Origin of the sequence: Nocardia sp. NPDC060255 (genome assembly GCF_042727395.1) — a bacterium.
In the GTDB taxonomy this organism is placed as follows: domain Bacteria; phylum Actinomycetota; class Actinomycetes; order Mycobacteriales; family Mycobacteriaceae; genus Nocardia.
This window is the reverse complement of sequence record NZ_JBHXAU010000001.1, coordinates 589,481-614,745: the sequence shown is the minus strand read 5'-3', so window position 1 is coordinate 614,745 and position 25,265 is coordinate 589,481. Positions and strand designations below refer to the sequence as shown.

The following is a 25,265-nucleotide window of genomic DNA, read 5'->3' as shown; positions in this document are numbered from 1 at the left end:
GGTCGCGGCGCGAACGCGCCGAATCAGTGCGCGTCGGTGACCAGGGCGCTGACCGCCTCGCGCATGTCGGGGGCCATCGGGAGATCGTCCAGGGCGTCGGCGTCGATCCAGGCGAAGGCGTCGTGTTCGCCGGGTTCCAGGGCTATCTCGCCCGGTTCGACGTCCACCACGAAGCTGTATTTGCGCACCCTGGACTTGGTTCTGGTGGCGTAGTCGATGCCGCCGAGGAAGTCGGTGATGCGGCGCACCCGCAGGCCGGTTTCCTCGAACAGCTCGCGTTCGACGCATTCGGCGAAGGTCTCGCCGGGTTCGACTCCGCCGCCGGGTAGTTCGTACATGCCGCCGTGATAGTCGTCTGGTACCCGGCGCACCACCAGCAGTTTGCGGTCGCGGAACACCGCGACGCCGACGACGAAATGCGCGATACCGTCGCGCCGCGCCTCGCTGCGGAGTTGGCGCTCGATGCGCGCGAGTGCCTCGGGTCGCATCTGTTCGTCACCTCCGGTTGCATTGCGGCGCATCATTTTACGAATCCGGCCCGGAAACCGCACCGGCGCATCCCGTGTTCGCCCACCGTTTCGACGTACCGGTTGGTTCTGCTCGCCTGACGTTCACCCGCTGGTCGCTCGCGTAAAATGCCGAGTGCAGGACAATTTACTAGGAATGTGGAGTACCGCGCCGTAGGTGCTCCTACCCTGAAAGGTGATCGGTGCACGGTCCCGAGAGGAGGACTTGATGTCCACACTCCAGCCTGCGCCTCGCTGGCGCTCGGCTCCGGCTTGCGTGCCGCACGCTGCAACATGACTCGCTCACTTCGTTCGCTCATGACACCACACATCGACGTCCATCGAGCAGGCGACCGCATGAAGACGCGGGTGTCCTGGCTGGATTCGAAGCATTCGTTCTCGTTCGGGGAGCACTACGATCCAGACAACACCCACCACGGCCTGCTGCTGGTGAACAACGACGATGTCGTCTCCCCCGGTCAGGGCTTCGACACCCACCCGCACCGGGACATGGAGATCGTCACCTGGGTGCTCGGCGGCAGCCTGGTGCACCAGGATTCGCTCGGCCACAGCGGCATCATCTATCCGGGTCTCGCGCAGCGGATGAGCGCGGGCACCGGCATCCTGCACTCGGAGAAGAACGACGCGTGGCGCATCGACGGCGCCGAGCACGACGAGCCGGTGCATTTCGTGCAGATGTGGGTGGTCCCCGACGAGCCGGGACTGACCCCCGGCTATCAACAGCTCGAGATCGATGACGCGCTCGCGACCGGCGGCCTGGTGACGGTGGCCGCGGGCTTGCCGCGCTACCGCGACCGCACCGCCATCGCCATCAACAGCAGCCACGCGGCGTTCCACGTGGCCAGGATGTCCGGCGATCCCGAGCAGGCCATCGACCTGCCCGACGCCCCCTACCTGCACGTTTTCGTCGCCAACGGCGAGGTGGAGATGGAGGGCGTCGGCACCCTGGACGAGGGCGACGCGGTCCGGCTGACCAGGACCGGCGGCCAGCGCGTCATCGCCCGCAGGCCGTCGGAGATCCTGGTCTGGGAGATGCACGCCCGCCTGGGCGCGCAGTAGGCGGAGCGCCGAAATCGCTGCGACCGGGCGCGTCCAGTGAACGCAGTCCGCCGGGTTACGACAAAATGGGCATACCTCGCATTAACATCCGCCCGTAGCGCGGGCGATCAGTAGGCGATCCCCGCGCACCCGCCGGACCACCCGGTCCGGATCGAGCGGCGTGAGGCACCGACGGAGAGGAAGTCCATGTCGCAATATCCGCCTCCCGGCCAATACCCGCCGCCCGCCGGGTACCCGCCGCCGGGCGGTCAGCCCGGTCAGCCTGGCCAGCCCGCGTACTGGCAGGAGTCGCCGAAGGGCAAGGGCCTGGCGATCACCGCGCTGGTGCTCGGCATCCTGGCCTTGCTGAGTTTCTGGACGCTGGTCGGCGGCTACCTGTTCGGCGCCTTCGCCATCATCTTCGGCATCGTCGCGCTGGTGAAGACCCGGTCGGGTCGCGCGGGCGGCGGGGGCATGGCGATTACCGGACTGATCCTCGGCGCGCTCGGCCTGATCGGTGCCATCGTGGTCACCATCGTCGGCTACAGCTTCTTCGTCAACAGTGGCGGCAAGGACTTCGTCGACTGCGTGAACAAGGCGAACGGCGATCAGACCAAGCTCGACCAGTGCGAGCGCGAATGGAATCAGAAGCTCGAGGACAAATACAGCGTCACCCTCACGCCCGCACCTACGCCCCGCTGATCGCCGCGCAGGCCCGGGTGGCGGCCAGGACGTCGCCCATCTCCGGGCGAAAGTCGCTCTCGGGCGGGGCAATCCACTTGCGGTAGCCGCTGCCCTCGTCGGCGGGCGAGGGCAGCACGATGTTGCTGCCGGGCAGTGCGACCGAGGCGCAGACCCGGAACAGGTCGGCGAACAGCTCGGTGTCCAGGTAGGAGTTGTCGGTCGGGCCGGTCAGGAAGGTCCACCGGTCCGAGCGCGGGTGCCCGACGATCGGTCCGGCCCGGTCCTCGGGTGCCTCCTCGATCAGCCGCGCCCGCACCCGGCGACCGAGCGCGGCGGGCATGACGACGGCACCGACCGCGCCTACCTCCAGCATGATTCGTCCCAGCGCCGGATCGACCACGCCGTACAGCCCGTGGTCCTTGCGGTAGCGGCGGCAGCGGGCAATGGCGTCCTGCATCGTCGTGTAGTCGGACGATGCAGGGTGACTGCCGGATTCAGTGCGGGACAAACTCATGACGAACCTCGCCTCGATGCGGGTGGATCGCGTGAAGGGGGAGTGAATCGACCGCTGAAACCCGACCCTAATGCCGCACTCCTGCATTGACAATAGTCACACGCCGGTGCGTCGAACCCGCGTACGATCGCCTGTCATGGCACCCGTCTCGCCCGCCGTTGCCCGGTGGGAATTGGTGTTGCGGCTGCGGGAACTGCGCGAACAGCGCGGCTTCGATTCGGCGGGTTTCGCCAAGCGGGTCGGTTTCACCCCGGCCAACTGGTCGCATGTGGAGAAGGGCAGGCGCGTGCTCACCGGCAACACCATCGGCCCGGTGCTCGAGCTGCTCGAGGTGGAGGCCGAGGAGCGCGCGGAGCTGCTCGCCCTGCTGGACGCCAGCAAGCAGCGCGGCTGGTGGACCAGGTCGTCGGCGCTGATCGGTCCCGAACTGCAGCGGCTGTACGGCATGGAATACGGCGCGCAGAGCATCCGCAGCTACGACAGCCTGGTGGTGCCCGGCCTGCTGCAGACCGAGGCGTATGCCCGCGCGCTGATCAGCGCCGACGTGATGATCCGTCCGGTCCAGGTGGAACAGCTGGTCGCGATTCGGCTGCACCGGCAGGAACGGCTGCGCGGCAAGGAACCGGTCGAGCTCACCGCGGTAATCGGCGAGGGCACCCTGTTGCAGCAGACCGGCGGCCCGGACGTGCTGCGTGCGCAGTTGACTCATCTGGCCGAGCTGATCGACGAGCTCGACACCGTCGAGGTGCGGGTCATCCCGTTCGCCGCGACCGCGGGCGCGGTGCTCGGCGGGTCGAGTTTCCACCTGATCGACTTCGCGGGTGAGCAGCTGCCGACGTTCGGCTGGGCGGAGAGCGCCGTGTTCGGCGGGGCGGTCGACGACCCGGAACTGGTGCGCGATCTGAGCTTCGCTTACGTGCGCGCACTGGAGCAATCGCTGGACCGTGTCGAGTCATCGACCCTGATCAGACGGTATGCCCGAGTGTAAAATCCTGCCCATGGCCACCACCGTTACTCCCCGGTCGGTTTACACCGACTGGTTCCGGTCGACAAGATCGAACAACGGCAACCAATGTGTCGAGGTCCGCTTCGATGGTGATGCGGTGCTCGTCCGCGACAGCAAATACCGCCGCAATCCCGCCAACCCGCCGGCCGACGAACCGATCATCACCGTCTCCGCGCGGGAATGGACCGCATTCCTCGACACCGTGCGCACGTCGGGCCGAACGCCCGGCGCGCTGACCGCGCACACCGCCGCCGACGGTCACACCCTGCTGCGGCACGGCTCGACCGTGCTCGGCTACACCCCGCAGGAATGGGACGCCTTCCTGCTGGGCGCGCACGACGGCGAGTTCGACCGCATCGCGCTCACCGTCTGAACGACGCAGTGTTCTTCCTCCACGATTGACCGCTTACCCCCGGCCGTTCGCGGCCGGGGGCCGACTTTCCCGCATCGTCGGCATACTGGAGATCGTGACTTCCGAGTTGAGCAGTCCCTCCGGTATCGATCTGTCCTATCTAGACCAGGGCGTGCGGGTGCAGGATGACCTGTTCGCGCATGTCAACGGCAAATGGCTGGCCGATCACGAAATACCGGCCGACCGCGCGGTGGACGGCGCGTTGCGCACGCTGTACGACCAGGCCGAGCGGGACGTGCAGGTGATCATTCAGAACGCCGCCGCCGAGTTGGCCGAGCCGGGTACCGATGCCCGCAAGATCGGCGACCTGTTCGCCAGCTTCATGGACACCGACACCGTGGCCGCCGCCGGGCTCGCGCCGATCTCGGCCGAGCTCGCCGCCATCTACGCGATCACCGATCGCAGCGCGTTCGCGGCCCTGCTCGGCAGGCTGCAGCGCACCGGCGTCAGCGGCGCGATCGGCTTTTACGTCGACACCGACGACAAGAACTCCGCTCGCTACCTGGTGCATGCCTCGCAGTCCGGCATCGGGCTACCCGACGAGGCGTACTACCGCCAGGACGAATCCGCCGAGATCCGCGCCGAATACATCGCGCACATCGGCCGCATGTTCGCGCTGGCCGCCGCCGATCCCCGGATCGCCGCGCTGCTCCCGCCGGACCTGGACACGGTCGGGCAGCGGGTGTTCGAGCTGGAGCGCAAGCTCGCCGCCGGGCACTGGGACGTGGTCCGCCGCCGCGACGCCGAACGCAGCTACAACCCGGCCACCTTCGACGCGCTGGTCGCCGACTATCCCGAATTCGATTGGGCGGCGTGGACTTCGGCACTGGCCGAGGGCGTCGACCGGTCCGGCCCCGACCTGTTCGCCGAAGTCATTGTCCGCCAGCCGGATTACCTGAGCACGTTCAATGAAGTGTGGTCGGCGGAATCGCTGGCCGACTGGCAGGCATGGGCCGCCTGGCGGCTGATCCGTTCGCGCGCACCGTATCTCACCGATGCGCTGATCGAGGAGAACTTCGCCTTCGCGGGCCGCACGCTGACCGGCGCCCAGGAGATTCGGGAACGCTGGAAGCGCGGCGTCTCGCTGGTGCAGGACCTGCTCGGTGAGGCGGTCGGCAAACTGTATGTCGCCGAACACTTCCCGCCGGCGGCCAAGGCCAAAATGGTGGAACTGGTCGCCAACCTGCAGGAGGCCTACCGCCGCAATATCGCGGAGCTGGACTGGATGGGTGCCGACACCAGGGCGGCCGCGCTGGCCAAGCTGGAGAAGTTCACGCCGAAGATCGGTTACCCGGACAAGTGGCGCGACTACTCCGACGTGGTGATCGACCCGGCCGACCTGGTCGGCAACTACCGCAACGGCTATGCCGCCGATCATGATCGCGACCTGAACAAGCTCGGTGGCCCGGTCGATCACGACGAGTGGTTCATGACGCCGCAGACCGTGAACGCCTACTACAACCCGGGCATGAACGAAATCGTCTTTCCCGCAGCGATTCTGCAGCCGCCGATGTTCGACATGAACGCCGACGACGCCGCCAACTACGGCGGCATCGGCGCGGTGATCGGCCACGAGATCGGCCACGGCTTCGACGACCAGGGCGCCAAGTACGACGGCGACGGCAACATGGTCGACTGGTGGACCGACGACGACCGCGCCGAATTCGGCAAGCGCACCAAGGCGTTGATCGACCAGTACAACGTGCTCTCGCCGAAGGAACTGTCCGACGAGCACACCGTCAACGGTGAATTCACCATCGGCGAGAACATCGGCGACCTCGGCGGCCTGTCCATCGCGCTACAGGCCTACAAGATCTCCCTCGACGGCGCCGAAGCCCCTGAGCTCGACGGCCTCACCGGCCTGCAACGCGTCTTCTACGGCTGGGCTCAGGTCTGGCGCACCAAGGCCCGCAGCGAGGAGGCCATCCGCCGCCTCGCCGTCGACCCGCACTCGCCGCCCGAATTCCGTTGCAACGCAGTGGTTCGCAACATCGACAGCTTCCACGAGGCGTTCGAGGTCGGCTCGGGCGACGCGTTGTATCTGGATCCGGCGGAGCGCGTGAAGATCTGGTAGTTCGAGGACTCGGGCGAGGGCATTACCGGGTAATGCCCTCGCCCGGTCAGCGCAGCCGCTGCTCGGTGTCCGCGTCGAAGAAGAACACGTCGTCGAGCTTGGGCCGCAGGCGCAGCTGATCGCCCAGCGCGACCTGGAACCGGCGGTCGACGCGGGCAACCACCTTGCCGGAGCGGCTGTTCCAGTCCGCAGCCACGCCGTGGCTGTAGACGAACGACTCCGCGCCGAGTTCCTCGAGCAGTTCGGCGGCCACCGTGAGAGCGCCGTCCTCGGTGGTCACCTCCCACGATTCCGGTCGAATGCCGACAATCACCCGGTCGCCGGTCTTCGCGGTGCGGGGCACGGGAATTCGCAGATCATCGAGCACCGCGTCGCCGTCGCGCACCGGCGCCTCCAGCAGGTTCATGCCGGGCGAGCCGATGAAACCGGCGACGAAGGTGTTCACCGGGTTGTCGTAAAGCTCACGGGGCGCGGCGATCTGCTGCAATTTGCCGTCGAGCAGCACCGCGACCCGGTCGCCCATGGTCATCGCCTCCACCTGATCGTGGGTGACGTAGACCGTGGTGGTGCCGAGCCGCTTCTGCAGCGCGGCGATCTGCGACCGGGTGCTGACGCGCAGTTTCGCGTCCAGGTTGGACAGCGGCTCGTCCATGCAGAACACCTGCGGCCTGCGCACGATCGCCCGGCCCATCGCGACCCGTTGCCGTTGTCCGCCGGACAGTTTCGCCGGTTTGCGGTCGAGCAGCTGCTCGAGCTCCAGCATCTTCGCCGCTTCCTGCACTCGCACCAGGGTGTCGGCCTTGCTCATGCCCGCGTTGCGCAGCGCGAAGCCCATGTTCTCCGCGACGGTCATATTCGGGTACAGCGCGTAGCTCTGGAATACCATCGCCACATCCCTGGCCCGCGGCGGCAGACCGGTGACGTCCTTGCCGCCGATCAGGATTCGACCGGCCTCCACCGATTCCAGCCCGGCCAGCATGCGCAGGCTGGTCGACTTGCCGCAGCCCGATGGCCCGACGAGCACGATGAACTCCCCGTCGGCGATGTCGATTTCCAGGCTGTCGACGGCCGGTGCCGAAGCACCGGGATACAGGTGCGTCACCCCGTCGAACTGCACTGTGGCCATGGGCGTCGATCTCCTCGTGTGAACTCACGGTGGCGGCCACGCTAGGTGGCCGCCACCGGGGTGCGGGTATTACTTGGGCAGCTTCGGCGTGATCTGCCGGTCGATGATCGCCTGCAGCTGACTGGTGACATTGGCGAAAACGGTTGCCGGATCGGCGTTCTGCAGCCCGATCTGCTCCAGTCCGGTGCCGATGATCTGGTCGCCACCCGGCACGAACACCCGGGCGTAGTCCTGCGACTTGGTCACCGCGAGCTGGTCGATGGCGACCTTGGAGGTCGGGTTCTTGGCCAGGAAGTCCTGCTCGCTCGGGTCGGCGGTGGCCGACTTGCGCACCGGCATGTACCCGGTGCCCTGCGAGAAGTACGCGGTGTTCTGCGCGTTGGTGATGAACTCGATGAACTTGAGCGCGTTCACCTTCCGCTCATCGGAGATGCGCGACGGAATGGCCAGGCCCGCGCCGCCGGTGGTGACGCCGGGCCCGTTCGGGTGCGGCAGGAAGGCGGTGCCGAACTCCAGCTTGCCCGCCGCGTTCTTGGTGATGCCGCGCAGGTCGCCGGTCGAGGCGATGGTGGAGGCGATCACGCCGGCGCCGAAGTCGACGGCGATCTGCGGGTTGATGCCCGCGTACTTCTTGGTGTTGATCATGTCGCGGAAGAAGGTGCCCGCCTTGATGGTGCCCGGGTCGGTGAACTTCAGCTTCCACTGGTCGGAGTACGCGCCGCCGAAGGTCCAGTTGGGTCCCTGGTAGGTCCAGGCCAGGTAGTTCTTCGCGTCACCCCAGCCGTGTGCGAGCTTGCCCGCGCCGACGACCTCTTGCAGCTTGGGGCCCCACTCGTCGAACTCCGGCCAGCTCTGCGGGCCGCGGTCCGGCAGCCCGGCCTTGCTCCACACGTCCTTGTTGTAATAGAACAGCGGCGTCGAGCGGGCGTAGGGCAGCGCGTAATGCTTGCCGTTGAACAGGTAGTCCGAGGCCAGCGAGTCGACGTAGTCGTCGAGCTTGACGCCCGCGTCGCCGAAGTGCGCGTCGAGCGGTTCGATGGTGCCGTTGAGCGCGTAGTTGAACCACCAGACATCCGAGAGCACCACGATGTCGGGCAGGTCGCCGCCGGACAGCGCCGCGTTGAACTTCTGCGACACCTCCTCGTAGTTCTTGCCCGCGTCGACCAGGTTCACCTTCAGGTCGGGGTACTTCGCCTGGAACCGGTTGATCAGCTCGGTCTCGATGTCCTTCGAGGTGCCGGGGTGGTTGGACCAGAAGGTCAGCGTCTTGCCGTCGCCGGTCTGCTTGGCGCCACCGCCGGTGCCCGCGCACGCGGTCAGTGCCGCGCCGGCGGCGACGGCGCCGGCCAGCCCGATGAAGCCGCGCCGGGACAGCGCGGGGAACTGAGAAGTGGACACGTGATTTCTCCTGTATCTAACCCTTGACCGCACCAGAGGTGAGGCCTTTGATCATGTGGCGTTGCAGTAGCAGGAACACCACGAGAATCGGCAGCATGGTCAGCAATGTGCCCGCCATCACCGGCCCCCAGTTGGTGACGCTCGGATTTTCGGTGTTCTGCAGCAGGGTGAGGCCGACGGGCAGCGTCGCGACCGAGGTGTCGTCGGCCATCAGGAACGGCCAGAGGTACTCGTTCCACTCGTTGACCAGGGTGACCACCGCGAACGCGACCATGGTCGGCCCGGACATCGGCAGCACCACCTTGGTGAGCAGCCGCCACCAGCTCGCGCCGTCCATCCTGGCCGCCTCGATCACCTCCGAGGGCAGCGACAGGAAGTGGTTGCGCATCAGGAAGGTGCCGAAGGCCACGCCGCACAGCGGAATGATGATGCCCTGGAACGAGTTCCGCCAGCCGAGCTGGGCGACCAGGGCGTAGTTCGAGATCACCGTGATCTGGTTGGGCACCATCAGCGCCGCGATGATGATCAGGAACACCGCGGTCTTGCCCGGAAAGCGCAGGAACACCAGCCCGTACGCGCTCAGCACGCCGAGCACGAACTTCACCGCGGCGATGATCCCGGTGACGATCAGCGAGTTGCGCAGGAAGGTCCAGAACGGCAGCTTGGTGGTGGCGTCGGCGTAGTTCTCCGGATGCCAGCTGTGCGGCCAGTACACCGCGGGCTGCACATAGATGTCCGGGCGCGCCTTGAACGAGGTGATGAAGATCCAGAACAGCGGGACGCCGACGATGATCAGCACGCACACCATGGCGGCGTAGCCGAGCAGCATCACCCCGCGCTGGCGACGTTGATGGGAAACCGTTTCAGCGCCTGCGCTTTTCACTGCTCATTCCGATCCATGACGCGAACCTGCACCAGCGTGACGACCAGCAGCACCACGAACATGATGGTGGCCACGGTCGCGCCATACCCGGCGCGGAAGTTACGGAAAGACTCTTCGTAGACCTGGTAGACCATCGTGGTGGTGCCGGTGCCGAGCGGCCCGCCGCGGGTCATCACGTTGATGATGTCGAAGACCTGCAACGAATTCAGCAGCACCGTGATGGACAGGAAGAACGTGGTCGGCCGCAGCTGCGGCAATAGCACCTTGGTGAAGGTGGTCCACCGGCTCGCGCCGTCCATCTCGGCCGCCTCCATCAGCTCGGCCCGAACCCCTTGCAGCGCGGCCAGATAGATGACGAAGCTGTAGCCGAGGTTCTTCCAGATGTAGGTCACCGTCACCATGAACAGCGCCCAGTGCGGGTTCTGGTAGAAGTCCGGCACATTGTCGACGCCCAAGCGGTGCAGCACATCCTGGACCAGGCCGAAGCTCGGATCGAAGATGAACTGGAAGGCGACGCCGATGGCGGCGCCGGAGATCACGAACGGCGCGAAGATCGCCGAGCGGACCACATTGCGGCCGAACAGCTTCCGGTCCAGCAGCAGCGCCAGCGCGAGGCCGAGCACCATGCTGCCGACCACCGCGGCGAGAGTGAACACCACCGTGTTGGTGACGATGTCCCAGGAGTCCGACCGCCCCCACCATTCGGTGTAGTTGCGCACCCCGATGAAGGTGGCCACCGGATCGGAGATGTTCCAGTCGTAGAACGAGAGCCGGATGTTGTCGATCAGCGGCCGATAGACGAACACCGTCAGCAGCGCGAGATTCGGGACCACGAGCACCAGGAACAGGGCGTAATCCTGCCAGGGCCGGTTCCGCAAACCGCGTCCGCGCGGTTGGGGTAATACTCGTTCCGGCTTCGCTCGCACGTCGCGCACTCTACGGACAGGAGCAAACAATCGGTTAACGCTATCCTGCCGGACGCTGAACTTCTCGAGCACGGGCCAAGTGAATCAAGAAGCCGAACATCACGATCAGCAAATCAGCTAATTGATCGTAATGTTCGGCTCGATGACGTGTCTTCGGTTGTGCGCGTTAGCTAGTCGTTCCAGTCTCCGGCCAGGCCGTCGCTGGTGCCGATCGAGCCGCCCTTGGTGTTCACGATGACCACCGGGTCGCCCTTGCGCGAGTTCTCCATGAACCACTTGGCGTTCTCGGTGCTCACGTTGAGGCAGCCGTGGCTGGAGTTGGAGTTGCCCTGCTGGCCGACCGACCACGGGGCGGCGTGCACGAAGATGCCGCTGTTGGAGATGCGGGTCGCGTACTCGACCTCGAGCTTGTAGCCCTCGGGGTCGGTGGTCGGCACACCGTAGGTGGACGAATCCATGATCATCTTGCGCAGCTGCTCGCCAACCACGTAGGTGCCGTTCGGGGTCTCGTGCTTGGTCTTGCCCATCGAGGTCGGCATCGTCTTCACCTCCTCACCGTTGCGGGTGATGGTGATCATGTGCGTGTTGTCGTCGGCGGTGCTGACGAACGCGTCGCCGATCTTGAAGGCGCTGCGGGTGCCGCCCGCCTCGACGGTCACGTCGGTGTTGTCCGGCCAGAACTCGTTCGGCCGCCAGCGCACCTGCTTGTCGCCGCGCCAGTAGAAGTGGCCCGGCGCGTCCTTCGACGAGGTGACCTTGATGAACTTTTCGGCGGCGCCGTGATCGGGCACCGGGTCCTTGAAGTTGATGATGATCGGCTGCGCGACCCCGACGACCTCGCCGTCGGCGATGTTGATCGACGGCGGCGCGAAGTTCGGCTGCTGCGGCGCCGGGTCCGTCGCGGAACCGGCGGAACCGGAACCGAACGGGAACGGGTCGGCGCCCGCGGGTGCGACCAGCAGGACGCCCGCCGCCGCGATCGTCGCGGACAACAGGGCGCCGGCCCGCAGCCTGCGGGGTAGCTGTGCTCCCCTGCGGTGGGCAGGTAGCGACCCGGTGTGCGAAGCGACATGCATAGGTTTCTCGTCCATTCCATCTCTCGCCGCACCCGCGCAGACGCACGCGTGCCACGAGATCTCTCATCGGCGTGGAGCGGGCAGAGCTCACCCCACGGGTATTGACGGCCCGACCCGACCTCCTTCCTACCGTCCCGGTGCGGCTCGAAGCCAGTTGCGTTTCATAATGATTCGTTCATACCGTTCGGTGTGGTAGCCGTCACATAACCCGGCGGTGGTCGTCCGGCTTCCTGAAAGGTACCGGTCACGTCGGCGAGTCCGGTCTGTCGATCGATGCCGCAGGTAGGTCGCTTTGCCGGTGTTAACAAACGTCTTCGTGATGTAAATCACTCTCGACGACGAACGGAATCGGGCGATGCGGACCGGTTGCTATGTTGTGCGGCACCGACATTGGCGCACGGCCGTTCGCATACCGAGGGGCCAATCGCAACCGCACTCGAGTCACGATGGTAGCCAACGCGATTCGCAGTTCGTAGTCCGCCAGCGAGGCGCCGACGCAGCGCCGGTGCCCGCCGCCGAACGGCGCGAACTCGAACGGGCTGTATTTGCGGTCGAGGAACCGCTCCGGCTGGAATCGCTGCGCATCGGGCCACACCTGCGGATCCGAGTGCAGCAGCGGCACCGCGACCCCCATCGTGTCGCCCGCCGCCAAGTCGACCCCGCGCAGCGTGTACGGCGCGGTCAGCCTGCGCACCACGATCGGCACCGCGGGGTGCAGGCGCAGCGTCTCTTGACACACCGCGTCCAGATAGGGCAGCCGGGCCAGCTCGACCGGGCCGGCCTCGGGTCCGGCGGCGCGCAACTCCGCGCGCAGCCGGACCAGCGTGGCCGGCTCGCGGTGCAGGTGGAACAGCGCCCAGACCAGCGTGGTTGCGGTGGTTTCGTGCCCGGCGACCAGCAGCGTGCGCAGTTGCTCGCACAGGTCGTCGTCGGTGATCGCGGTGCCGTCGTCGTAGTGCGTGCTCAGCAACATGCCGAGGATGTCGGTGCTCAGTCGCCCGCTGACCGTTCGCCGGTGCGCGATGTCGTCGCGGATCAACCGGTCCAGCCGCGCACGGGCCGCGACGAACCGATCCCACGGCGCCTGCCCGAACAGCCCGTGGCGCAGCAGCGGCACCAGCATCAGCGGCCCGGAGAAGGCATTGAGGAATTCGTCCACCGCCCTGGTGTATTCGGCCCGGCGCTCGTGGCTGTCCACGCCGAACACTGCCTCCAGGATCACCCGCAGCGTGATCGCCCGCGCCGCCGCCCGCGAGTCGATCCGCACGCCGGGCCGCCAGGCCTGGCCGGTGCCTCCCTCGATCTCCTGGAGCACCGAATCCCGGATGATCTCCCCGTACGCACGGATCCGCGCCCCGTGAAAGGCCGGCGCCAGCAGCGCCCGATCGCGACGATGCCGCTCACCCGAGGCGAGGATCAACGACGCCGTGCCGACCAGCGGCTCGATCGGATTCGGCCGCGGCGGTTCGAGCGTGTCGACCGGCGCACGGAACAGCTCGCGCGCACCCGCGGCCGTGCCGGTGAACAGTCCCGCCCCGAACCCGGGAAAGCGCACGAAGAACGGATCCCCGTCGCGCGCCCGGCGCCAGCGGAAGTACCGCTCGAAGTCGATCCCCGCGGCCAGTGCGTGCAGCACGATCAGCCGTGGCGGCCGCGGCACATCGGTGCCGGGCGCGGCTGTGCCCACGTCCATATCTATAGGTACGAACTCGCCGGTCCGTGGGTTCGATGCGGCCTAGGTATCGGTCTCGTCGACCACAACGGTGGGCTTGGCCCTGCGCACCGTATTTCGGGCGGTCGCCGCCAACCGAGCCAGCCGAGCGTCGCCGAGCGCGGTCACCGCGTTGCCGAGCCGGTTGGTGACGAAGGCGATCGACATGCCCAGTTCCGGATCGGCGTAAGCACCCGACCCGCCGACGCCGTAGTGCCCGAACGCTTTTCGCGGCTGCTGCTTGGACATCAGCACCGGGCGGTGATATCCGAGGGTGAACCGCAGCGGCAGCCCGAGCACATAGTCACGGCTCTCGGCGGGCTGCACCTGGTTGATGGTCTCGATCGTCTCCGGCCGCAGGAACTGCACCGTCTCGCCGGTGCCAGGCACGAAAACCCGGCCCTGGTTGGCCAGCGCCCCATACATCCTGGCCAGCGCCCGCGCCGAGAAGACGCCGTTCCAGCCGGGCATCACCGCATCGTGCACCCGTGGGTCGCGGACCAGCTCGTCGAAGCTCTCCGGCATACCCGCCTCGGCCAGTCCGCGGATCGGGCGCACCCAGGACAGCACCGACGACGCGGTGTTCCAGCGGATTCCGGGCGGGCTGAGGTGCGGGAAGATCTTGGCGATCCGATAGCGCTCGGATTCCGGTACCCGGAACCAGAATTCGTCGAGGCCGAGCGGCTCGGCGATCTCCCGGCGCACCACGTCGATGAACGGATCGCCGGTGACGCGCTGCACGATCTCGGCGACCAGCCAGCCGAAGGTGATCGCGTGATAGCCGGAGGTGCGGATGCGGCGCGGGTCCGGTGGACTGTCGGCCAGCGCCCGGATCACCGCGTCGTAGTCGAGGATGCCCTCGCGGCCGGGAACCAGGCCGCGTACCCGATGTAGTCCGGCGCGGTGCGAGAGCACATCGCGCACGGTGATGTCGTCCTTGCCGTGCGCGGCGAATTCGGGCCAGTACCGGGCGACCGGCGCGTCGTAGTCGATCAGGCCGCGTTCGGCCAGCCGGTGCACCACGGTGGAGGCGACGCCCTTGCCGGTGGAGAAGGTCAGCGCGACGGTGTCGCCGTTCCAGCGCCGATCCTTACCGGCCCAGCCGCCCCAGATATCCACCACGGGCTTGTCGTCGAGATAGACGGCCAGGGCACCGCCGCCCCGATTCGGCTGACTGAACATGCCGAAGAATTGATCGGCCAGGCGGATGAACCGCGGGTCGACCAGCATCTCTTTGGGCGCGGCGAGCTTGCCGTTCGCCGAGTCGGCGGCGTCGAAGCCGCCCGCTGCCATTGCCGAAACCATGAGGTCACCTCCTGACCCACCGATCGCGGTGCGTCCCTCAGGGTAGCTGCTGCGCCGGGGTCTGCCAGCGGCCGAAGGGCGTGCTCAGGCAGGTGTCGCCGGTCCGCGAATTCCAGGCGAACGCCCCGCCGCCGAGGCACACCACGGTGTGATCGGCGCTCTGCGCGCCGGCCCGCGACCCGTCCAGCGCGACCGATATCGCGACCACCGGCACGCCGGGGCTCTGCGAAACCTCTTCGCTGTCAATGGAACTCAGCGCGATCGCGTCCTGGCCGATGCCGATCGCGATGGGCATCCCGCCCGCACCGTTGCTGGCGCCGACGCCACCGCGCACGCCGACACCGACCGCGGTGGCCCCGGCGGTGGCGCTCGCATAGCCGACACCGTCGATACCCAGGGATTTCGCCTGTCCGAGCAGGTCGGTAGCGGCGCGACAGGCGGTGCGCCCGTCGATGATTGTGATGTCCGTCCCGTTTTCCGAAGTGCAATGCGCATCGGTAGCTGAGGCGACGGCCGGCACTACAAGGGAGGTGATAACCGCGGCGGCCGAGCAGACGATCACGCTGATCAGCTTCACGGGTACCTCCTCTCGAACTCTGAAACCCTACTGTACTCAGATCGGTTGCTGGAACCTCGATTCCACAGAGCGCTTGCGAGTCGCGAATGCGCGAGGCCGCACGGTCGAGTCGACGTGTGCGCGTTCCATGGTGTATGCATGGCGTGTATTTCAAGCACAGCTTTATTTTGTTTACTTCGGATTCTTACGGGGGCGTGAGTTCGGAGCGTGACAGCTCGGGAGGACTGTTTCGTGTCTGGTCAACTGACCTGGGGTCGTGTCGTGTTCGCGACATTCATCGCGGCCGCCGCACTGGCGCTGGTCGGCTGCAATTCGACGGTCAGCGGTCACGCGCAGCCCGCGGTGGACAACGGCACCATCAACGCCGTCTCGATCACCAGCACACCGAAGCCCTCGTCGGGCCGGCCGACCACCGGCAAGCCGACGCCGACCAGCAAGGGCGGCAACACCGACTTCCAGGCCAACGAGGGCGATTGCGTCACCCTCGGCGGCACCACCTCGAGCGCCACCATCGCGAAGGCGTCCTGCGGTAGCCGCGCGGCGAACTACAAGGTGATCGGCAAGGCGCCGAAGAGCACGCAGTGCGTCGGCGACGCCGACAACTACTACGCCGAGACCCTCAACGGCATCGAACAGGGCGCGTACTGCCTCGACATCGACTGGGTGGTCGGCGGCTGCATGGACGTCGGCGGGGACGACCCCAAGCGGGTCGACTGCACCGGCGCCTCGCCGGTCAAGGGCGTCAAGGTGGTCAAGCGGGTGGAAGGCGCCGACGACGTGAACGTCTGCGGCAGCGGCACCGGATACGTCTACGAGCAGCGCCACTTCGTCGTCTGCGTCCAAGAGATCTGACACCGTTGCGCCCAGCGTGAACTGCCCGGCAACCGGGCGCCGGGCAGCTAAGTTGGGTCGGTGAGCACGACTGATCTACCCCGGCTGAAATCCACCACCGGCCGCTGGATTCTGCTGGCCACCATCCTCGGTTCGTCGGTGGCCTCGCTCGATGCCACCGTCGTCAATATCGCGCTGCCCCGCATCGGCGAGTCGCTGGATACCGATGTGGCCGGGCTGCAATGGACATTGAACGGGTACACGCTGACGCTGGCCTCGTTCATCCTGCTCGGCGGCTCGCTCGGCGACCGGCTCGGCAGGCGCAAGGTGTTCGTCTGGGGCACCATCGGTTTCGCGGTGGCCTCGGTGCTGTGCGGCGCCGCGATGAACATCGAGATGCTGGTGTTCGCGCGCATCCTGCAGGGCATCGCGGGCGCCATGCTGACGCCGGGCAGTCTCGCGCTGATCTCCTCCTCCATCGACCGGCGTGATCAAGGCGCGGCGATCGGGCTGTGGTCGGGCTTCGGCGGGGTGGCCGGCGCGTTCGGGCCGTTCCTCGGCGGCTGGCTGATCGAGCTGGCCGGCTGGCGCGCCATCTTCTTCATCAATGTGCCGCTTGCCCTCGTCGTGGTGCTCGTCGCGCTGAAACACGTGCCGGAGAGCCATGATCCGAATGCCAAGGCACGGCTGGACGTGCCGGGCGCCGTGGTGGTCGCGCTCGCGCTGGGCGCGCTGACCTTCGGTCTGATCGAGACCATGCCGCTGCTGATCGTGGCGGGCGTGCTGCTGCTCGCCGCGTTCGTGGTGATCGAGATGCGCAGCGACCATCCGCTGGTGCCGCCGGTGCTGTTCGCGTCGCGGGTGTTCACCGCGGCCAACCTGGTCACCCTCGCGGTCTATGCGGCGCTCGGCGGCGTGTTCTTCCTGTTGATTCTGGAATTGCAGTTGGTGGCGGGATATTCACCGCTGATGTCGGGCGTGGCGACGGTGCCGATCACGCTGATCATGCTGGTGCTCTCGGCGCCCGCCGGCCGCTGGGCGCAGCAGCATGGGCCGCGCATTCCGATGACGGTCGGTCCGCTGCTCGCCGCGGGCGGCCTGGTGCTGCTGCTGCGGATCGGGCCGGACACCGCGTATCTCACCGATGTGCTGCCCGGCGTGCTCGTCTTCGGTTTCGGTCTCGCGGCGCTGGTCGCCCCGCTCACCGGGGCCGTGCTCGGCGCGGTGCCGTCCAGCGAGGCGGGCATCGCGTCCGGGGTGAACAACGCCGTCGCGCGGACCGCGCAACTGCTCGCCGTCGCGGCCCTGCCCGGCCTGGCCGGAATCTCTGGTGCCCTGGGCGATCCGGTCGCCTTCAACCACGGCTTCGGCACCGCCATGTGGATCTGTGTCGGCCTGCTGCTCGCCGGTTCGGTACTCGCGGCCGCACTGCTCCGGCAGCCCCGCCGCCCCGCGACCCTGGACAGTGTCGACTGCATGCCGCAGTGCGCGGTGGCCGGACCGGCTCTTGCCCCGGCGGTTCATGACGACAAACCGGCCCGCTAACGAAAAATGAGCGGGCGCAGCCGGTTCGATCAACCGTGCGCCCGCTCAGTTTCTTGTGTCTGGTCGAGAGCTATATAGGCAGATAACCTGCGCCGACGCCGCCGCGGGCGTTGATGTCATCCATGATGGTGCTCATGTTGGTGCCGACCTCGGGGCCGAAGCAGGCCATGGCCAGGTAGGCGTTCACCATGCCGACGAGGGTGGAGCCGATGACGACCGGCGCGCCGGAATCGCCTTCGACGACGCACATCTGACTCCAGGTCTCCATGTTCGACCCGAACACGTCGCCCCAGCTGATGCCGCAGGTGTTGCCGGTGGTGCGGCCTTCCTTGCACACGATGTTCGGGAACGCCGCGGGTGCGCCGAGCCCGGTGATCGTGACGTTGCCGACCCGGTTCACCGGGACGATCTTGCCCGGCTCGAACTGGATCACGGCGTAGTCGAGATCATGGTTGGAGTAGACGAACCGGCCGATCACGCCGGCGCCACGGTTGGCCTCCGCGAAAACCTCGGCACCGGGATCACCGCAGTGGCCCGCGGTCAGGCCGACGAGCCGCCCCGCGTTGTCGTGGCCGACGGTGGTTACGGTGCACTCGAATTGGTTATCGATGATGATGCCGGATCCACCACCCACGACCGGCGGGCCCGGCTCGGCCTGAGCGGCCCCCGCGCCCGTCCCGAGTAGCGCCGCACCGAGGGCTACGGCGAAGGCGGCGGTGGCCACCTTGGCGAGTTTGCTGAACATGTCCCTCCAGACGTCGGAAGCCCGCACGATATCAATCTGTCGCACCCATCGTGTCAGTATTCGGGTCCGGGCGCGTCATCTACTTCGGGGTGTCCATGCGGGCGAGCCTTAACCCCATTTTTAGACATAAGCACATTATGTCTCTTATTTGTAATAATAGCGACCGGCTATGAAAAAGGTCGATGGCCGCCTCGAGTTTGTACTCGAACAGTAGTACAGCCCGTTCTGTTCGGTTCCGGAAACAAATGCGATTTTGAATGAACTCTTTCCGAATAAATTAGCGTCATGATGATGTCTGGGCGGGGGATTCGCCGGGTTGACCTGTAACTTGTTCCAGAAGATCCACCCACCTTTTTGGGCGCCGACCCAATGCCGGTGGCCTGCGTCATAGCGTTTAGCGCACAGTGACCGAGGTCTATGACTGCAATCACAGGAGGGTGGTGTGTTCTGGCTTACTACGTAGTAAGGTGCGTCAAGCAAACAAGTCGTCGGGGCAGCCAACCGGCGTCGAGAGGGGTTAGCCAGTGCAGTCGACCAAGAGTCCTCCAACAGGATCACGGATGAGTGATGCGGTCGATTGGACCAAGGGTTACTGGGCCGACCATCCGAAGGCTTCGCTGGAGACCTTCGGCCGCCAGATCACCATGGGGATCGCGGCGGTCGCCGAACTGTTCATCGCAATCTTCCGGCGCCGCTTCCCCTTTCAAGAGTTCATCCGCCAGTGCGCGTTCATGGCGAGTGTCTCCGCCGCGCCAACGCTGCTGGTCGCCATCCCGATCGGTGTCATCGTATCGATCCAGGTCGGCTCGATCGCAGGCCAGGTCGGCGCGACCTCGTTCATCGGCGCGGCCAACGGCCTCGGCATCATTCAGCAGGGCGCTCCCCTCGTCACCTCGCTGATGATCGCCGGCGCCGTCGGCTCCGCCGTATGCGCCGATCTCGGCTCGCGCACCATCCGCGAAGAGATCGACGCGATGAAGGTGATGGGCGTCGACCCGATGCGCAGGCTGGTCGCCCCCCGGCTCGGCGCGGCGATGCTGGTCAGTGTGCTGCTCTGTGGCTTCGTCGTTTTTGTCGGATTCTTGACTGGTTACATCTTCAACATTTTCGCGCAGAACGGTACGCCGGGTTCCTACATCGGCACGTTCTCGTCGTTCGCGGTTACTACCGATCTCTTTGTCGCGCTGGTCAAATCGTTGATTTTCGGGCTACTCGCCGCAATCATCGCCTGCGACAACGGATTGAACGCTCGTGGTGGCCCCGGCGGCGTGGCCAACGCGGTGAATTCCGCGGTGGTGAGTTCCGCCATCATGTTGTTCGGCGTGAATCTCGTCATCACCCAGGTGTACAACGCACTGTTCCCGTCACAGGTGGTCTGAGTGTCGTCGACATATGTTCCCCCGCTACTGCGGCCGTTCCAGCAACTTCGCAAGTCCGCGAACGCGCCGGTCGACCTGCTCGCCCGGCTGGGCCACCAGGTGTTCTTCCTGCTGCGCTCGATCGGCTCGATCCCGTTGGCGCTCAAGCACTATCCCAAGGAAGTGTGGCGGCTGCTCTCCGACGTCAGCTGGGGCAACGGGAACCTGGTCGTCGGCGGCGGCACCATCGGCGTGGTGGTCATCCTCAGCGCGTTCGGCGGGATGACCGTCGGCATCCAGGGCTACAACTCGCTGAACCTGTTGGGGCTCAGCCCGATCACCGGCGCCATCTCCGCCTTCGCCACCACGCGCGAACTCGGCCCGCTGCTCGCTACCATCGCCTTCGCCGCGCAGGCGGGCTGCCGGTTCACCGCGCAACTGGGCGCCATGCGCATCTCCGAGGAGATCGACGCGCTGGAGTCCATCGCGATCCGGCCGCTGCCCTACCTGATCAGCACCAGGATGTTCGCGGCGATGGTCGCCATCATCCCGCTGTACTGCCTCGGCCTGGCCATGGCCTACATCTCCTGCTCGCTGACCGTGCAGCTGATCGGCGGCACCGCCAGCGGCACCTACCAGCACTACTTCTACCAATTCCTGGTGCCGACCGACGTGATCTACTCGCTGCTCAAGGCGATCCTGTTCGTCGCGATCACCACGTTCATCCAGTGCTACTACGGCTTCTTCGCCTCCGGCGGACCGGAGGGCGTCGGCGTCGCGGCCGGCCGGGCGATCAAGGTGTGCATCATCGCCGTCGTCTTCGCGAACCTGTTCATGACATTGGCGATCTGGGGCATCAACCCCGGCATCAGGATCTCGGGGTAGCACCAGATGATCATCGATCCCAGTGGGCGTGGACCCACGATGCGTCAGCTGCTTGTCGCGGGCCTGGCCGGCCTGCTCGTGCTCGCGCTGGTGCTCGGCTTCCTGACGCTGCGCTACCAGGGCTACTTCGTCGACAAGGTGAACGTCACGGCGAACCTCACCACCACCGGTGACGGTCTGCCCTCGCAGGCCGACGTGAAGTTCCGCGGCGTGCTGGTCGGCGCCGTCAAGCAGGTCGAGGTCGCGGCCAAGGGCGAGCTGCAGAAGGTGCAGATCGAGGTGAAGCCGGAGTTCGCCAAGGGCGTGCCCGCCAACGTCACCGCCCGGGTGGTGCCGAGCAACCTGTTCGCCGTCACCTCGGTCGAGCTGGTCTTCAACGGACCGGCGGACCAGTACCTGCACGACGGCTCGATCATCGAGGAAGACCGCAGCAAGGGCACGCTCGCGCTGCAGGACACGCTCACCACGGTGCGCAACATCCTCGACCGGATCGATCCGGTGCAGTTCGGTCGCGTGCTCGGCACGCTGTCCCAGGCGCTCGACGGCAGCGGCCGGATGCCCGGCTCGACCGTCGAGCGGTTCGACCACTGGCTGCAGTCGGTCGACGACGCGATCCCGAACCTCGGCGTGATGCTCGGCGACTTCTCCAGCTCGTTCCACGCGCTGAACGAATCCTCGCCGGAACTGCTCGACGTGCTCGGCACCTCGGTGCAGACCGCGCGCACCATCGCCGATCGGCGCAGCGAGCTCGTCGCGCTGATCACCGGGACGAGCAGCACGGTCGATGTCGTGAACGATCTGTTCGCCCGCAACGGCGACGTCGGCAAGCAGGTCACCGCGGGCACCAGCGACATGTTCGGCGCGGTGGCCGCCGACCCGAACGCGATCACCCAGACGATCCTGAATCTCAGCGAGATGACCCGCCGGATGGATTCCACCTTCACCTGGGGTCCGCAGCAGCAGCAACGCTGGGACGCGGGCATCACGCTCACCCCGTACAAGCCGTACACGGTGGCCGACTGCCCGCGCTACGGCGAGCTGGCCGGACCGAGCTGTGCCACCGCGCCCGCGGTGAACGAGCTGCCGCCGCTGCCGGACAACCTGCGGCCGAGGGCGCTCGAGTCTGCCGCCGGTCTGCCGCCGGTGGTGCCGATGCCGGGCCTGCCGGTGATTCCCGGTGTCACCACGCCGGATTCGCGGCCCGCCGAGGGCATCGTGCCCGCCGCGCCGCGTCCGTTCGCGGGCACGCCGCTCGAGGGTCTGTTCCCGATGCTGCCCGGCCTCGGTCAGCCGCCGGCTCCGGCGCCCGCACCGGCTCCCGGCCCCGTGGCACCGGCCGCCGCGCGCATCCCGGCCGCGGGCGATATCTCCTACCAGGGTGACGCGGCCATCGCCATGTTGCTCGGCCGTCAACCGACCACCGCCGAATACCTGCTGCTGAGCTCGATTTTGAAGGGCGGGACCATGCACGTGGCCGAAAACCGGGTTGGCCGATGAGTATTCGTAAACCGCTGATCGGCTTCGGCATCTTTGCGATCGTTTCCATCCTTGTCACGGTGCTCGTCTGGAACACTTTGGCGCGCATCGTGGATGGCGACACCAATACCTATTCGGCGACCTTCACCGACGTGCTCGGCTTGCACGAAGGCGACGACATCCGAATGGCCGGTGTGCGGGTCGGCAAGATCGACAAGATCGCGCTCGAACGGGACCCGAAGTCGAAAAAGCAAGTGGCCAAGGTGACCTTCGTCGTGCAGCGGGATCAGACGCTGTTCGACGACACCAAAGCCCTTGTCCGCTACCAGAACTTGATCGGCCAGCGGTATGTGGCCTTGGCGCCGGGCAAGTCGTCCAGCCCGGCGCAGCTGAAGAACAACGCGTCGATTCCGCTGGACCGGACCGAGCCGTCGTTCGACGTTTCGGGCCTGCTCAACGGTTTTCAGCCGCTGTTCCAGGCGCTGCAGCCCGAGCAGGTGAACCGCCTTTCGGAAACCTTCATCCAGGCGTTGCAGGGTGACGGAGTCTCGTTGAGCGCGTTCATCGTTCAGGCCGCGCAGCTGGCCACCGACTTCCAGCGCCGCGATGCGATCCTGTCCGATGTGATCGCCAACCTCTCCGGTGTGATGGCGGGGTTGGCCAGACGAGGTGATGAATTGGAGACCCTGGTGACCCAGACCCGGGCCTTGATCGGCGGGTTGTACGAGCAGGGGCAGTCGCTGCAGACCTCGACGGTGCAGATCGCCAACGCCACCAGCTCGCTGGTCGGCATGGTCGATCAGATCCAGCCGAAGCTGCAGGCCGCCCAGAACTCCACCAGCGCCGCGCTGACCCTGCTGCTCGCCAATGGCGCCAAGCTGGATCAGGCCGCGATCGACCTGCCGAACATCATTTCGGCGGCGGGCAGGCACACCGAGGAGGGCGGCTACGCCAACGCCTACCTGTGCGGCTTGGATGTCTCGCTTTACGGCGTGCTGTTCCCGCGCGGGCTGTTCTCGCAGATCGGTGGCACTTCGCACTCGGCGGTGTGCCGCCCGTGATGACGAAGATGAAGGCAAGATTCGCCGCCAACCGCTACTTCTGGCTGGGCATTCTCGGCGGTGCGCTGATCGTCGCGCTGCTGCTCGCGTCCAGCGCGGTCAAGCTGGTCGGCGTCGGCGAGCAGTCGATCAAGGCCGAGTTCGTGCAGGCCGCCGGGATAAAGGTCGGCGACCGGGTAAACGTCGCGGGCGTGACCAGCGGCCGGGTGGACGGCGCGAAGCTCGAGGGCGACCACGTGCTGCTGACGCTGAGCATCGACAACGGCGTGAAGCTCGGCCCCGACGCGCGCGCCTCGATCAAGATGGCCACGCTGCTCGGCGCCAGGTACGTCGATCTGGATCCCGGCGACGGCTCCGGCCTGAAGGGCGGCCGAATCCCGGTGTCCAACACCGCGGTTCCGTACAACCTGGCCGACGTGGTGCAGGAGGGCACGCCGAAGTTCGAGGCCCTCGACACCAAGAAGCTGTCCGACTCGCTGAACCTGATCAACCAGCAGATGGGCGATTCCCCGCAGCTGATGGCGCAGGCGCTGGACAGCGTCGGCGCCCTGGCCAAGGTGATGGACACCCGCAAGGACGAGGTCGACAGCCTGCTCAAGGATCTGAACCGGGTCACCCAGATCCTCGGCGACAACCGCAACAGCGTGCTGCTGGTGATCACCCAGGGCGAGGCCATCGCGAATCGGGTGATGGAGCGTCAGGGTCTGCTGCGCCAGCTGCTCGACAATGTCGCGTCGCTGACCAAACAGCTCCAGCAGATCGGCGCGCAGAACGACAACCAGCTCGGCCCGACCATCGAGCAGCTGAACACCATGTCCGAGGGCTTGCAGAAGAACAAGGACAACCTCGACCGACTGCTGTCGCTGATGCCGCCGACGGTGCGCTACCTGGCGAACTCCTGGGGCGGCAACGGACCGTACGGCAGCGTCGGGCTGCCATGGATCTTCCCGGACAACTGGCTGTGCTTCGCTCAAGTTATAGAGGGGTGCCAGGGATGACCTTCCTGAAGGCCGTCAAGGTACGGACCATCGCCAAGATGCTCGTGGTCAGCGCCGCCGCCCTGGCCGTCGGCAGCTGCTCGCTGGTGCCGAGTTCGGTGAACAACGCGCTCGGCCAGACGATTCAGGTCACCGCGGACTTCGAGAACATCGCGGGCATCTACGAGGGCAACCCGATCACCGTGCTCGGGTTGGACGTGGGCAAGGTCGAGAAGATCGTGCCGAAGAGCACCTTCATCGAGGTGCACATGTCCATCGACAAGGACGTGAAGATCCCGAAAGACGCGATGGCCGCGATCATCTCGCCGTCCATCGTCACCGACCGGCACGTCGAGCTCACCCCCGTCTACACCAAGGGCGACACCCTGGCCGACGGCGCGCACCTGCCGCTGGCCAAGACCAAGACCCCGGTCGAACTCGACACGATGATCAAGACCATCGATCAGTTCGCCGCCGCGCTCAAGCCGGAACCGGGCAGCGAAGGGATCGGCCCGCTCTCGGGCCGGGTGCTGTACCCGATGGTGAACGGCAACGGCGAGAAGATGCGTGACACCCTCAACGCGCTGTCCGGCGCGCTGAAGGTCGGCGTGGACAACAAGGACGCGGTCTCCAACATCATCGTCAAGCTCAACGAGCTCACCACGATGCTGGCCGACAATGACCAGTCGGTGCGCGACTTCAGCAACCGGATGACCCAGATGACCGGCCTGCTCGCCGATCAGGCGCCCGGCCTGCAGGCGACGCTGAATCAGATCAACGACTTCCTGAACAACACCAGCACCACCCTCGCCCAGCATCAGGATCAACTGGCGGGCAGCCTGGCCGGGCTGACCAAGGTCACCCAGCAGCTGCGCGACAACGCCTACGGCCTCACCGAAATCGTCGACGTGGCACCGATGGTCTTCCAGAACGTCAACAACATCATGAATCGCGAGCACGGCTACGTCCGGCTGAGCGCGCTCATCGGCACCACGCTGAGCGGCGAACTGGTGAGCCTGTTCTGCGAGCGGATCCAGATGAAGGCAGACGGGTGCCGAACCGGGAACATGCAGGACTTCGGGCCCGACTACGGTCTCACCGCCGCGCTGCTCGGACTGACGAAATGACGT

24 protein-coding genes are annotated in these 25,265 nt (G+C 66.4%); 13 read left to right on the top strand and 11 right to left on the bottom strand.

The window, feature by feature from the left end; genetic code table 11:
- Positions 1-23: 23 nt before the first annotated feature.
- A complete protein-coding gene (locus ACFWF1_RS02940; protein ID WP_379283183.1) occupies positions 24-488 on the bottom strand; it encodes an NUDIX domain-containing protein in 465 nt (154 codons plus the stop codon).
- Between the two features lie 336 nt (positions 489-824).
- Here ACFWF1_RS02940 and ACFWF1_RS02935 point away from each other — a divergent pair, with 336 nt between their 5' ends.
- On the top strand, positions 825-1,586 hold the full coding sequence (locus ACFWF1_RS02935) for a pirin family protein (protein ID WP_379283185.1): 762 nt from the start codon (positions 825-827) through the stop codon (positions 1,584-1,586).
- 186 nt (positions 1,587-1,772) lie between these two features.
- Positions 1,773-2,267: a DUF4190 domain-containing protein gene (locus ACFWF1_RS02930; protein ID WP_379283186.1), complete on the top strand. Its 495-nt coding sequence runs from the start codon at positions 1,773-1,775 to the stop codon at positions 2,265-2,267.
- Here ACFWF1_RS02930 and ACFWF1_RS02925 read toward each other — a convergent pair.
- Positions 2,254-2,763, bottom strand: a complete 510-nt coding sequence (locus ACFWF1_RS02925) for a hypothetical protein (RefSeq protein WP_379283187.1) — start codon at positions 2,761-2,763, stop codon at positions 2,254-2,256. The two genes, ACFWF1_RS02930 and ACFWF1_RS02925, sit on opposite strands and share 14 nt — an antisense overlap.
- A 136-nt stretch (positions 2,764-2,899) precedes the next feature.
- Here ACFWF1_RS02925 and ACFWF1_RS02920 point away from each other — a divergent pair, with 136 nt between their 5' ends.
- From ACFWF1_RS02920 to ACFWF1_RS02910, 3 genes are all read left to right on the top strand, one after another.
- Positions 2,900-3,751, top strand: coding sequence for a Scr1 family TA system antitoxin-like transcriptional regulator (locus tag ACFWF1_RS02920; protein ID WP_379283188.1), 852 nt, complete (start codon positions 2,900-2,902; stop codon positions 3,749-3,751).
- A 10-nt stretch (positions 3,752-3,761) separates the two neighbouring features.
- Positions 3,762-4,142 (top strand): DUF397 domain-containing protein, encoded by a 381-nt coding sequence (locus ACFWF1_RS02915; protein WP_379283189.1) that lies wholly within the window; start codon positions 3,762-3,764, stop codon positions 4,140-4,142.
- An 85-nt stretch (positions 4,143-4,227) separates the two neighbouring features.
- Positions 4,228-6,255, top strand: coding sequence for a M13 family metallopeptidase (locus tag ACFWF1_RS02910; protein ID WP_379283415.1), 2,028 nt, complete (start codon positions 4,228-4,230; stop codon positions 6,253-6,255).
- 46 nt (positions 6,256-6,301) lie between these two features.
- On the opposite strand, the gene ACFWF1_RS02905 is transcribed toward ACFWF1_RS02910, so the two are convergent.
- The 8 genes from ACFWF1_RS02905 to ACFWF1_RS02870 all read right to left on the bottom strand — a co-directional run bounded on the left by ACFWF1_RS02905 (position 6,302) and on the right by ACFWF1_RS02870 (position 15,257).
- Positions 6,302-7,381: an ABC transporter ATP-binding protein gene (locus tag ACFWF1_RS02905; RefSeq protein WP_379283190.1), complete on the bottom strand. Its 1,080-nt coding sequence runs from the start codon at positions 7,379-7,381 to the stop codon at positions 6,302-6,304.
- Between the two features lie 69 nt (positions 7,382-7,450).
- Positions 7,451-8,779 carry an ABC transporter substrate-binding protein gene (locus tag ACFWF1_RS02900; RefSeq protein ID WP_379283191.1) on the bottom strand — a complete coding sequence of 443 codons (1,329 nt, stop codon included), beginning with the start codon at positions 8,777-8,779 and terminating at the stop codon, positions 7,451-7,453.
- 16 nt (positions 8,780-8,795) lie between these two features.
- Positions 8,796-9,608, bottom strand: coding sequence for a carbohydrate ABC transporter permease (locus ACFWF1_RS02895; protein ID WP_379283416.1), 813 nt, complete (start codon positions 9,606-9,608; stop codon positions 8,796-8,798).
- Positions 9,609-9,658: 50 nt separating this feature from the next.
- Positions 9,659-10,588 (bottom strand): carbohydrate ABC transporter permease, encoded by a 930-nt coding sequence (locus ACFWF1_RS02890; RefSeq protein ID WP_379283192.1) that lies wholly within the window; start codon positions 10,586-10,588, stop codon positions 9,659-9,661.
- A 170-nt stretch (positions 10,589-10,758) separates the two neighbouring features.
- The gene (locus tag ACFWF1_RS02885; RefSeq protein ID WP_379283194.1) at positions 10,759-11,664 is read right to left on the bottom strand and encodes a L,D-transpeptidase; all 906 of its coding nucleotides are present in this window, start codon (positions 11,662-11,664) and stop codon (positions 10,759-10,761) included.
- A 301-nt stretch (positions 11,665-11,965) separates the two neighbouring features.
- Complete coding sequence (locus ACFWF1_RS02880) at positions 11,966-13,357, bottom strand: cytochrome P450 (RefSeq protein ID WP_379283195.1); 1,392 nt, start codon at positions 13,355-13,357, stop codon at positions 11,966-11,968.
- A gap of 42 nt (positions 13,358-13,399) precedes the next feature.
- Complete coding sequence (locus ACFWF1_RS02875) at positions 13,400-14,668, bottom strand: serine hydrolase domain-containing protein (RefSeq protein ID WP_379283417.1); 1,269 nt, start codon at positions 14,666-14,668, stop codon at positions 13,400-13,402.
- 49 nt (positions 14,669-14,717) lie between these two features.
- Positions 14,718-15,257 carry a DUF6764 family protein gene (locus tag ACFWF1_RS02870; RefSeq protein WP_379283196.1) on the bottom strand — a complete coding sequence of 180 codons (540 nt, stop codon included), beginning with the start codon at positions 15,255-15,257 and terminating at the stop codon, positions 14,718-14,720.
- 231 nt (positions 15,258-15,488) lie between these two features.
- Here ACFWF1_RS02870 and ACFWF1_RS02865 point away from each other — a divergent pair, with 231 nt between their 5' ends.
- Both ACFWF1_RS02865 and ACFWF1_RS02860 read left to right on the top strand, forming a co-directional pair.
- On the top strand, positions 15,489-16,109 hold the full coding sequence (locus tag ACFWF1_RS02865) for a hypothetical protein (RefSeq protein ID WP_379283198.1): 621 nt from the start codon (positions 15,489-15,491) through the stop codon (positions 16,107-16,109).
- 60 nt (positions 16,110-16,169) lie between these two features.
- Positions 16,170-17,633: an MFS transporter gene (locus tag ACFWF1_RS02860; protein WP_379283199.1), complete on the top strand. Its 1,464-nt coding sequence runs from the start codon at positions 16,170-16,172 to the stop codon at positions 17,631-17,633.
- A gap of 70 nt (positions 17,634-17,703) precedes the next feature.
- Here ACFWF1_RS02860 and ACFWF1_RS02855 read toward each other — a convergent pair whose 3' ends face one another.
- Entirely contained in the window at positions 17,704-18,378 is a 675-nt protein-coding gene (locus ACFWF1_RS02855; RefSeq protein WP_379283200.1) for a serine protease, read from the bottom strand.
- 560 nt (positions 18,379-18,938) lie between these two features.
- On the opposite strand from ACFWF1_RS02855, the gene ACFWF1_RS02850 reads away from it, so the two are divergent.
- From ACFWF1_RS02850 to ACFWF1_RS02825, 6 genes are read left to right on the top strand one after another with little or no spacing between them, the layout of a single operon-like run.
- Positions 18,939-19,757, top strand: coding sequence for an MlaE family ABC transporter permease (locus tag ACFWF1_RS02850; protein ID WP_379283201.1), 819 nt, complete (start codon positions 18,939-18,941; stop codon positions 19,755-19,757).
- Positions 19,758-20,621 (top strand): ABC transporter permease, encoded by an 864-nt coding sequence (locus ACFWF1_RS02845; RefSeq protein ID WP_379283202.1) that lies wholly within the window; start codon positions 19,758-19,760, stop codon positions 20,619-20,621.
- Between the two features lie 39 nt (positions 20,622-20,660).
- Positions 20,661-22,118, top strand: coding sequence for an MlaD family protein (locus tag ACFWF1_RS02840; RefSeq protein WP_379283203.1), 1,458 nt, complete (start codon positions 20,661-20,663; stop codon positions 22,116-22,118).
- Entirely contained in the window at positions 22,115-23,158 is a 1,044-nt protein-coding gene (locus tag ACFWF1_RS02835) for an MCE family protein (RefSeq protein WP_379283204.1), read from the top strand. Before ACFWF1_RS02840 ends, ACFWF1_RS02835 begins: the two co-directional genes overlap by 4 nt.
- On the top strand, positions 23,158-24,156 hold the full coding sequence (locus ACFWF1_RS02830; protein WP_379283206.1) for an MCE family protein: 999 nt from the start codon (positions 23,158-23,160) through the stop codon (positions 24,154-24,156). The genes ACFWF1_RS02835 and ACFWF1_RS02830 overlap by 1 nt, the downstream gene beginning before the upstream one ends.
- Positions 24,153-25,262: an MCE family protein gene (locus ACFWF1_RS02825; RefSeq protein WP_379283208.1), complete on the top strand. Its 1,110-nt coding sequence runs from the start codon at positions 24,153-24,155 to the stop codon at positions 25,260-25,262. Before ACFWF1_RS02830 ends, ACFWF1_RS02825 begins: the two co-directional genes overlap by 4 nt.
- Positions 25,263-25,265: the final 3 nt, after the last annotated feature.

Excerpts from the sequence above, each read along its gene's own strand:
- ACFWF1_RS02875 (WP_379283417.1), bottom strand. The coding sequence starts at position 14,668 with ATGGCAGCGGGCGGCTTCGACGCCGCCGACTCGGCGAACGGCAAGCTC.
- ACFWF1_RS02925 (WP_379283187.1), bottom strand. The coding sequence starts at position 2,763 with ATGAGTTTGTCCCGCACTGAATCCGGCAGTCACCCTGCATCGTCCGAC.
- ACFWF1_RS02930 (WP_379283186.1), top strand. The coding sequence starts at position 1,773 with ATGTCGCAATATCCGCCTCCCGGCCAATACCCGCCGCCCGCCGGGTAC.
- ACFWF1_RS02920 (WP_379283188.1), top strand. The coding sequence starts at position 2,900 with ATGGCACCCGTCTCGCCCGCCGTTGCCCGGTGGGAATTGGTGTTGCGG.
- ACFWF1_RS02840 (WP_379283203.1), top strand. The coding sequence starts at position 20,661 with ATGCGTCAGCTGCTTGTCGCGGGCCTGGCCGGCCTGCTCGTGCTCGCG.
- ACFWF1_RS02905 (WP_379283190.1), bottom strand. The coding sequence starts at position 7,381 with ATGGCCACAGTGCAGTTCGACGGGGTGACGCACCTGTATCCCGGTGCT.
- ACFWF1_RS02830 (WP_379283206.1), top strand. The coding sequence starts at position 23,158 with ATGACGAAGATGAAGGCAAGATTCGCCGCCAACCGCTACTTCTGGCTG.
- ACFWF1_RS02940 (WP_379283183.1), bottom strand. The coding sequence starts at position 488 with ATGCGACCCGAGGCACTCGCGCGCATCGAGCGCCAACTCCGCAGCGAG.
- ACFWF1_RS02835 (WP_379283204.1), top strand. The coding sequence starts at position 22,115 with ATGAGTATTCGTAAACCGCTGATCGGCTTCGGCATCTTTGCGATCGTT.
- ACFWF1_RS02850 (WP_379283201.1), top strand. The coding sequence starts at position 18,939 with ATGAGTGATGCGGTCGATTGGACCAAGGGTTACTGGGCCGACCATCCG.
- ACFWF1_RS02915 (WP_379283189.1), top strand. The coding sequence starts at position 3,762 with ATGGCCACCACCGTTACTCCCCGGTCGGTTTACACCGACTGGTTCCGG.
- ACFWF1_RS02935 (WP_379283185.1), top strand. The coding sequence starts at position 825 with ATGACACCACACATCGACGTCCATCGAGCAGGCGACCGCATGAAGACG.
- ACFWF1_RS02895 (WP_379283416.1), bottom strand. The coding sequence starts at position 9,608 with ATGCTGCTCGGCTACGCCGCCATGGTGTGCGTGCTGATCATCGTCGGC.
- ACFWF1_RS02855 (WP_379283200.1), bottom strand. The coding sequence starts at position 18,378 with ATGTTCAGCAAACTCGCCAAGGTGGCCACCGCCGCCTTCGCCGTAGCC.
- ACFWF1_RS02885 (WP_379283194.1), bottom strand. The coding sequence starts at position 11,664 with ATGCATGTCGCTTCGCACACCGGGTCGCTACCTGCCCACCGCAGGGGA.
- ACFWF1_RS02880 (WP_379283195.1), bottom strand. The coding sequence starts at position 13,357 with ATGGACGTGGGCACAGCCGCGCCCGGCACCGATGTGCCGCGGCCGCCA.
- ACFWF1_RS02825 (WP_379283208.1), top strand. The coding sequence starts at position 24,153 with ATGACCTTCCTGAAGGCCGTCAAGGTACGGACCATCGCCAAGATGCTC.